This window comes from Burkholderia sp. BE17 (genome assembly GCF_009362305.1).
Lineage (GTDB): Bacteria > Pseudomonadota > Gammaproteobacteria > Burkholderiales > Burkholderiaceae > Burkholderia > Burkholderia pyrrocinia_C.
The window spans coordinates 1-6,845 of the sequence record NZ_WHNU01000089.1 but is presented as its reverse complement, the minus strand read 5'-3'; the positions used below and the strand labels follow the sequence as shown (position 1 = coordinate 6,845).

6 protein-coding genes, 1 rRNA gene and 1 pseudogene are annotated in these 6,845 nt (G+C 66.6%); 3 read left to right on the top strand and 5 right to left on the bottom strand.

All coding sequences use genetic code 11. The features are described 5' to 3' along the window. From GD429_RS39710 to GD429_RS39695, 4 genes and pseudogenes are all read right to left on the bottom strand, one after another. Positions 1–141: pseudogene (locus GD429_RS39710) on the bottom strand (IS256 family transposase); the annotation flags it as partial. Positions 142–249: 108 nt separating this feature from the next. After that, a complete protein-coding gene (locus GD429_RS39705; protein ID WP_152865662.1) occupies positions 250–1,440 on the bottom strand; it encodes an acetyl-CoA C-acetyltransferase in 1,191 nt (396 codons plus the stop codon). Between the two features lie 18 nt (positions 1,441–1,458). Further along, a complete protein-coding gene (locus tag GD429_RS39700; RefSeq protein WP_152865660.1) occupies positions 1,459–2,226 on the bottom strand; it encodes a 3-hydroxyacyl-CoA dehydrogenase in 768 nt (255 codons plus the stop codon). Positions 2,227–2,239: 13 nt separating this feature from the next. Then, on the bottom strand, positions 2,240–3,907 hold the full coding sequence (locus GD429_RS39695; protein ID WP_152865658.1) for an acyl-CoA synthetase: 1,668 nt from the start codon (positions 3,905–3,907) through the stop codon (positions 2,240–2,242). Positions 3,908–4,050: 143 nt separating this feature from the next. Here GD429_RS39695 and GD429_RS39685 point away from each other — a divergent pair, with 143 nt between their 5' ends. The 3 genes from GD429_RS39685 to GD429_RS39675 all read left to right on the top strand — a co-directional run bounded on the left by GD429_RS39685 (position 4,051) and on the right by GD429_RS39675 (position 6,509). Continuing rightward, positions 4,051–5,055, top strand: a complete 1,005-nt coding sequence (locus GD429_RS39685; protein WP_152865656.1) for an AraC family transcriptional regulator — start codon at positions 4,051–4,053, stop codon at positions 5,053–5,055. A 380-nt stretch (positions 5,056–5,435) separates the two neighbouring features. Next, complete coding sequence (locus GD429_RS39680) at positions 5,436–6,035, top strand: hypothetical protein (protein WP_152865653.1); 600 nt, start codon at positions 5,436–5,438, stop codon at positions 6,033–6,035. 102 nt (positions 6,036–6,137) lie between these two features. Then, positions 6,138–6,509, top strand: coding sequence for a nuclear transport factor 2 family protein (locus GD429_RS39675; RefSeq protein ID WP_152865664.1), 372 nt, complete (start codon positions 6,138–6,140; stop codon positions 6,507–6,509). Positions 6,510–6,729: 220 nt separating this feature from the next. Here GD429_RS39675 and rrf read toward each other — a convergent pair. Then, a 5S ribosomal RNA gene (rrf, locus tag GD429_RS39670) occupies positions 6,730–6,842 on the bottom strand. Between the last annotated feature and the right edge of the window lie 3 nt (positions 6,843–6,845).

Below are 6,845 nucleotides of genomic sequence, written 5' to 3'. Positions count from 1 at the left end.
CAGCATCAGATCCTGAACCTCGGTCGGCGTCATCGGCCCCTTGACCAACTGGTCCAGCAGTTCCTTGGGCAACTCAGGCAGCGGCCCGCGGGCCGCTGCCTGACGCGCTACGGTTTGCCTCTTCTTCATCGGCATATCCATGACTTTTATACCTCATGATATGCCCCGCCCACGAAATGACGGATAGGTCCGTGCTCCCTGCGCAATACCCGTCGCCCGCGTCGCAGCGTACGTGCTGTGCGTTACACGTTACACGATACGCTCGATTGCAATAGCCGTCGCCTCGCCGCCGCCGATACACAGCGATGCAACACCACGCTTCAGGCCATACGTTTCGAGCGCAGCCAGCAGCGTCACCATCACGCGCGCGCCCGATGCGCCGATCGGATGCCCGAGCGCGCACGCGCCGCCGTGCACGTTGACCTTCTCGTGCGGCAGGTCGAGATCGCGCATCGCGGCCATCGGCACCACCGCGAATGCTTCGTTGATCTCGAACAGATCGACGTCGCGCAGGTTCCAGCCGGTTTTCTCCGACAGCTTGCGCAGCGCGCCGACCGGCGCGGTCGCGAACAGGCCCGGCTTGTCCGCGTAAGTCGAATGCCCGACGATCACGGCCTTCGGCGTGAGGCCCAGGCGCTCCGCTTCCGAGCGGCGCATCATCACGAGCGCGGCCGCGCCGTCCGAGATCGACGACGCGTTCGCTGCCGTCACCGTGCCGCCTTCACGAAACGCCGGCTTCAGGGTCGGGATCTTGTCGAGCTTCGCCTTGCCCGGCTGCTCGTCGATCGACACGACAGTTTCGGCCTTGCCGGCCTTCACGGTCACCGGCGCGATCTCCGACACGAAATGCCCTTCGGCGATCGCGCGTTGCGCGCGCGTCAGCGACGCGATCGCAAACGCATCCTGCGCCTCGCGCGTGAACTGGTACGTCTGCGCGCAATCCTCGGCGAACGTGCCCATCAGGCGGCCTTTTTCATACGCGTCCTCGAGCCCGTCGAGGAACATGTGATCGAGCACCTGGCCGTGGCCCATCCGCATCCCCGCGCGCGCTTTCGGCAGCAGGTACGGCGCATTCGTCATGCTTTCCATCCCGCCCGCGACGGCCACGCCCGCCGAACCTGCCAGCAGCAGGTCGTGCACGAGCATCGCAGCCTTCATCCCGGAGCCGCACATCTTGTTGACCGTGGTCGCGCCCGCCGCGAGCGGCAGCCCGGCCTTCAGCGCGGCCTGCCGCGCCGGCGCCTGGCCCTGCCCGGCCGGCAGCACGCAGCCGAACACGATTTCATCGACGCGTTCGGCCGGCACGTTCGCGCGCTCGAGCGCCGCGCGAATTGCTACCGCGCCGAGCTCGCTTGCGCTGGCCGCAGCCAGGTCGCCCTGAAAACCACCCATCGGCGTACGCGCCATACCAACGATTACGATCGGATCCTGATTCGCCATGATTCGTTTCCTCCAGTGTCAGCGCGGTGCCATGCGCAACGCGCCATCGAGACGGATGACTTCGCCGTTCAGCATCGTGTTCTCGGCGATGTGGCGCACCAGCGCCGCAAATTCTTCCGGGCGGCCGAGCCGCGGCGGGAACGGCACGCTCTTGCCGAGCGCGTCCTGCACGTCCTGCGGCATGCCGGCCATCATCGGCGTCGCGAAGATGCCCGGCGCGATCGTCACGACACGGATGCCGAACCGCGCGAGTTCGCGCGCGATCGGCAGCGTCATGCCTACCACGCCGCTTTTCGACGCCGCATACGCGGCCTGCCCGATCTGCCCGTCGAACGCCGCGACCGACGCGGTGTTGACGATCACGCCGCGCTCGCCTTCCGCGTCGGCATCCTGCTTCGACATCGCTTCTGCAGCCAGCCGGATCATGTTGAACGTGCCGACGAGATTGATCGACACCGCACGCGCGAAGCGGTCGAGCGAGTGCGGACCGTCGCGGCCGACGACCTTCTCGCCGGGTGCGACGCCCGCGCAGTTGACGAGCGCGTCGATGCGGCCAAACGCATCGCGCGCGGTGGCCACGGCTGCCTGCCCGTCGGCTTCGCTCGTCACGTCGGTCTTCACGAAGCGCGCGGCCGCGCCGAGTTCGTGCGCGAGGCTTGCGCCGGCATCGTCATTGACGTCCAGCAGCACGGCCTTGCCGCCTTGCGCAACGACCATGCGCGCCACCGCGGCGCCGAGGCCCGAACCGGCGCCCGTAATCAGAAAAACGCGATCCTTGATATTCATTCGCAGTCCGTATTCAGGGTTGAGCGGCCTTCTCGGTTTCCATCTTGCGCAGCACGAAGCGCTGGATCTTGCCGCTCGGGGTTTTCGGCAGCGCGTCGACGAAGTCGATCGCGCGAGGATAGGCGTGGGCGGACAGCCGCCGCTTCACGTGCAGGCTCAGTTCCTCGGCCAGCGCCGGTGTGCCGTCGAAGCCCTTCGACAGCACGACGAACGCCTTCACGATCTCCGTGCGCTCCGGATCGGGCACGCCGATCACGGCGGCTTCGCTGACGGCAGGATGCTCGATCAGCGCGCTTTCCACGTCGAACGGGCCGATCCGATAGCCGGACGATGTGATCACGTCGTCCGCGCGGCCGATGAAGCTCACGGTGCCGTCCGGCTCCAGCTCGACGTTGTCGCCGGTCCGGTAGTAACCGCCCGCGATCGCCGGCGTGTCCTGCTGCCAGTAGCCGTGGAACCACAGCAGCGGCGAGCGCTCGATGTCGATCGCGAGGTTGCCGGGCTCGCCGGGACCGAGCTCGCGGCTCGCTTCGTCGAGCACCGCGACGCGATAACCGGGCATCGCGAAGCCGGCCGAGCCGGCGTGCACGACGTGCGCGAGGCCGTGATGATTGTTCACGACCATCCCGAGTTCGGTCTGGCCGTAGTGATCGTAGATCGGTGCATCGAGCGCCGCGTCGAACCAGCGCACGACTTCCGGATTCAGCGGCTCGCCCGCGCTGCTGACCACGCGCAGCTTGCCCTTCACGCGCGCCGCCGCTTCCGTGCCGGCCGCCATCAGCATCCGGTACGCGGTCGGCGAGCCGGCGAGGCTCGTGATGCCGAGCCGTTCGATCACGTCGTACGTGCTGTCGACCGTGAAGCCGCCCTCGTAGAGCGTCGTCGCGTGGCCGAGAAGCAGCGGGCCCGTGATCGCGTAATAGAGGCCGTACGCCCAGCCCGGATCGGCGATGTTCCAGAACCGGTCGCCTTCGCGCAGGTCGACCGCTTCGCGCATGTACGCGCCGAATGCGAGCAACGCGCGCAGCGGCACCGGCACACCCTTCGGCAGGCCCGTCGTGCCCGACGTCGACATCATCATGAACAGGTCCGTGCCCTTGCGCAGCACCGGTTCGAACGTGTCGGGCTGCGCGTCGAGCGCCGCACGGAAATCGATGTCGCGTTCCGGCAGCGACTCGCCCGACTCGCGCACCGTCGCGACAAGCGGGCAACCGGCGATCTCGTCGAGCTTCGCGCGATTCGCGACGTTGGTCACGACCAGCCGCGCGTCGCTCATCCGCAGCCGGTGCTCGATCGCCTTCGGGCCAAACGCGGTAAACAGCGGCTGGTAGACGGCGCCTGCGCGCCACGTGCCGAGGATCGTCGCGACGAGCTCGGGCGTGCGCGGCAACAGGCCGGCCACCACGTCGCCTGGCTTAACGCCCTGCGCGACCAGCAGGTTCGCCACGCGTGCCGACAGCGCCCGCATCTGCGCGAACGTGAAGCGGCGGTGCTGCCCGCCCGCGTCGATCCAGTCGAGCGCAATCGCGTCCGCCGATGCGTGCCGGTCGCAGCATTCGACGCATGCGTTCAGGCCGCGCTCCAGGTCGCCGTGCAGATGCGCGGCGGCGGTCTCGATACTGAACCGGGCCACGGCGTCGGCGTAAGCCGGCACCGCCCGGGCGGTTGCTCCATCAGGCATGCGTGTCTCCTGTGCGTTATGACCGCCGGCGAGCCAGCGGCGCGACGGGGATACATCGATAGTAGACAGCCGTCACATTGCAATCAATGACAAACAGAATCTAGAATCGTGATCGCTTTTGCCATGTCGGGAGGACTCGGAAAATGGGGCCGCAGATGATTTCGCCGGATTTCGTCGACGACGCGCTCGCGTGCCTGCGCCGGCAACGCATCGCGACGGAGCCCGTGCTGCGCGCCGCCGGCCTGCCGGCCATCGTGCGCGAGCCCGTCACGCCGCAACAATACGGCCGCCTGTGGCTCGCGATCGCCGGCACGATCGACGACGAATTCTTCGGGCTCGCCGCGCGCCCGATGCGGCAAGGCAGCTTCAAGCTGCTATGCCACGCGGTGCTGCACGCCGGCACGCTCGACAAGGCGCTGCGGCGGGCGCTGCAGTTCCTGCGCGTGGTGCTCGACGAGCCGCACGGCGAGCTCGTCGTGGCCGACGGACAGGCGCAGATCGTGCTGACGCAGTCGGGCGGGCCGTACCCGGCGTTCGCGTACCGGACGTTCTGGCTGATCCTGCTCGGCGTCGCGTGCTGGCTGATCGGCCGGCGCATCCCGCTGCAGCGCATCGATTTCGCGTGCCCGAGCCCCGACCACCGCAGCGACTATCACCAGTTCTTCGGCGTGCCCGTGCATTTCGACCGACCCGACAGCCGGCTCGCATTCAACGCCGCGTATCTCGCGCTGCCGACGATCCGCTCTGCGCAGGCGCTGAAGACCTTCCTGCGCGGCGCGCCCGGCAACCTGCTGGTCCGCTACCGGCACGACACGGGCTGGGTCGCGAAGACGCGCGCGCACCTGAAGGCGCTGCCGGCCGCCGAGTGGCCCGACTTCGACACGCTGGCTGTGCGCCTCGGCACGACGCCCGCGACGCTGCGGCGGCGTCTGCGCAGCGAAGGGCAGAGCTTCGCGGCGATCAAGGACGAGTTGCGCGGCGCGCTGGCCCAGTCGCTGCTGCGCGGGCACGCGCTCAGCGTCGCGGAGATCGCAGCCGAGCTCGGCTTCACCGAGCCGAGCGCATTTCATCGCGCATTCCGCAAATGGACGGGCACGAGCCCCGGCGCGTTCCGGCGCGACGTGCATGCGGCGAATCCGGAACCCTGAATCGCACGCCGAGGAGGCGGGCCCTACGTAGCGGATACGGATATCCCGCCGCACCACGCTGATACGATGCGAACCTCTTGCTGCCATCCGCGACCGATACGCGACGGCAAACGACCGACAAACCACCACCGCTCCCGTGCCGATGCTAGGTTATTTCTATTCATTCGGCCGTCGTGCAGCGGGTGCTCCAGCTGCTTCACGATCCCTGTGCCGTTTGTTTGGGTTTGTTTGGGTTCGTTTGCGTCTGACCGCATCGGTCGCCGGCATCGGCATTCCGGTGCGATGCACCACGCGACTGCCCGCGGCGCTGCCCGGCGCGACATTGCGCCCTGGCCCTTCCGGCCACATACTGGTCAGCCTGCTCGAACAAGGTTGCGTCGATGGTGAGTGTCGATCAGGGTGCCGCTTCGACCTTTGGCGTTTTCGGAACTGCCGTGTCTTTGCTGGCAGCGATTCCGTACGCGCTCGCGATCTACCGGCGCACCGTTCGTCCGCATCTGTTCACGTGGCTCGTGTGGTCGGTCGTCACGGCGATCGCTGCCGCCGGCCAGTTCGTCGCGGGTGCGGGGCCGTCCGCGTGGTGCACGGCGGCGATTGCCGCCACGTGCTTCCTGACGTTGGTCGCCAGCATTTTTCGCGGCGAACGCGGCTGGACCGGCATCGACTGGTTTTTCCTGTGCGCAGCCCTTTCGGCCATTCCGCTCTGGATGCTAACCGACGATCCGACGGTCTCGATCTGCCTGGTCACGCTGATCGAGCTTGCCGGTCTCGGCCCGACCGTCCGCAAGACGATCCGCGATCCATGGAGCGAGAGCCTCGCCTATTTCGCGCTGTGCGCGCTCAAGTACGCGCTGGCATTGCTGGCACTGAGCTCGTGGAGTATTGCGGTCGCGTTCTATCCGGCCGTCAACATCATCGCGTCGATCGGCATCTGCCTGGTCATGCTGGTTCGACGTCAATCTCTGTCGAACGCGCGGTAGGCTCTTTCCGTCGCCGCAGTGTTCGAAACGTGTTGCGTGCTGCAACAGGTCACCGCCGATGAGCGGAACCACAAACCTTCAAAGAAGATGAGAGGCCCTGATATGGAAGCAATCCTGACGGTCATCGAACCCTACGAAACCGCGCTTCGGGCCGCGATGCTGGCCAACGATGTCGAAGCGCTCGATGCGTTGCTGGACGACGATCTGGTGTTCACCGTCCCGACCGGCCAGGTCATCTCGAAGAACGATGATCTGTCCACGCATCGCGCGAAACTGCTGCGTCTCGACAGACTCGATTTCCACGAAACGCGGGCATGCTCGATCAGCGAGATGATCCTGACCACGACGAAGGCGACGCTCGTCGGCCGTTTCGATGGCGTGGCATTCGACGGCACGTTTGCCTATACGCGCCTATGGCGTCGATCGGATACCGGCTGGCGCGTCGTCGCCGGGCATGCGTCGCAGATCATGTAAGCATCGCCAGATGGGAGAGGGAGAGGGAGAGGGAGAGGGAAGCGAAATAGCTCACCGTATCGGGCTCGAGAGAACCGAAGTGACCGTGACCGACGGTCGTGAGCAGGATTGCTGTTGATGCGATGACGGAGCATGCAATCCGTTGCCCGACCGCCTCGCATTTTGTCCGCCCCAATGCAAAAACCCCCGCCTTGTCGGGCGGGGGTTTCTGGCTTAGGGAGCCTGACGATTACCTACTTTCACACGGGAATCCGCACTATCATCGGCGTAGAGTCGTTTCACGGTCCTGTTCGGGATGGGAAGGGGTGGGACCGACTCGCTATGGTCATCAGGCAA

What these genes read in the sequence shown, in the direction of transcription:
- GD429_RS39700 (WP_152865660.1), bottom strand. Translation starts at nt 2,226, where the DNA reads ATGAATATCAAGGATCGCGTTTTTCTGATTACGGGCGCCGGTTCGGGC.
- GD429_RS39675 (WP_152865664.1), top strand. Translation starts at nt 6,138, where the DNA reads ATGGAAGCAATCCTGACGGTCATCGAACCCTACGAAACCGCGCTTCGG.
- GD429_RS39705 (WP_152865662.1), bottom strand. Translation starts at nt 1,440, where the DNA reads ATGGCGAATCAGGATCCGATCGTAATCGTTGGTATGGCGCGTACGCCG.
- GD429_RS39685 (WP_152865656.1), top strand. Translation starts at nt 4,051, where the DNA reads ATGGGGCCGCAGATGATTTCGCCGGATTTCGTCGACGACGCGCTCGCG.
- GD429_RS39680 (WP_152865653.1), top strand. Translation starts at nt 5,436, where the DNA reads ATGGTGAGTGTCGATCAGGGTGCCGCTTCGACCTTTGGCGTTTTCGGA.
- GD429_RS39695 (WP_152865658.1), bottom strand. Translation starts at nt 3,907, where the DNA reads ATGCCTGATGGAGCAACCGCCCGGGCGGTGCCGGCTTACGCCGACGCC.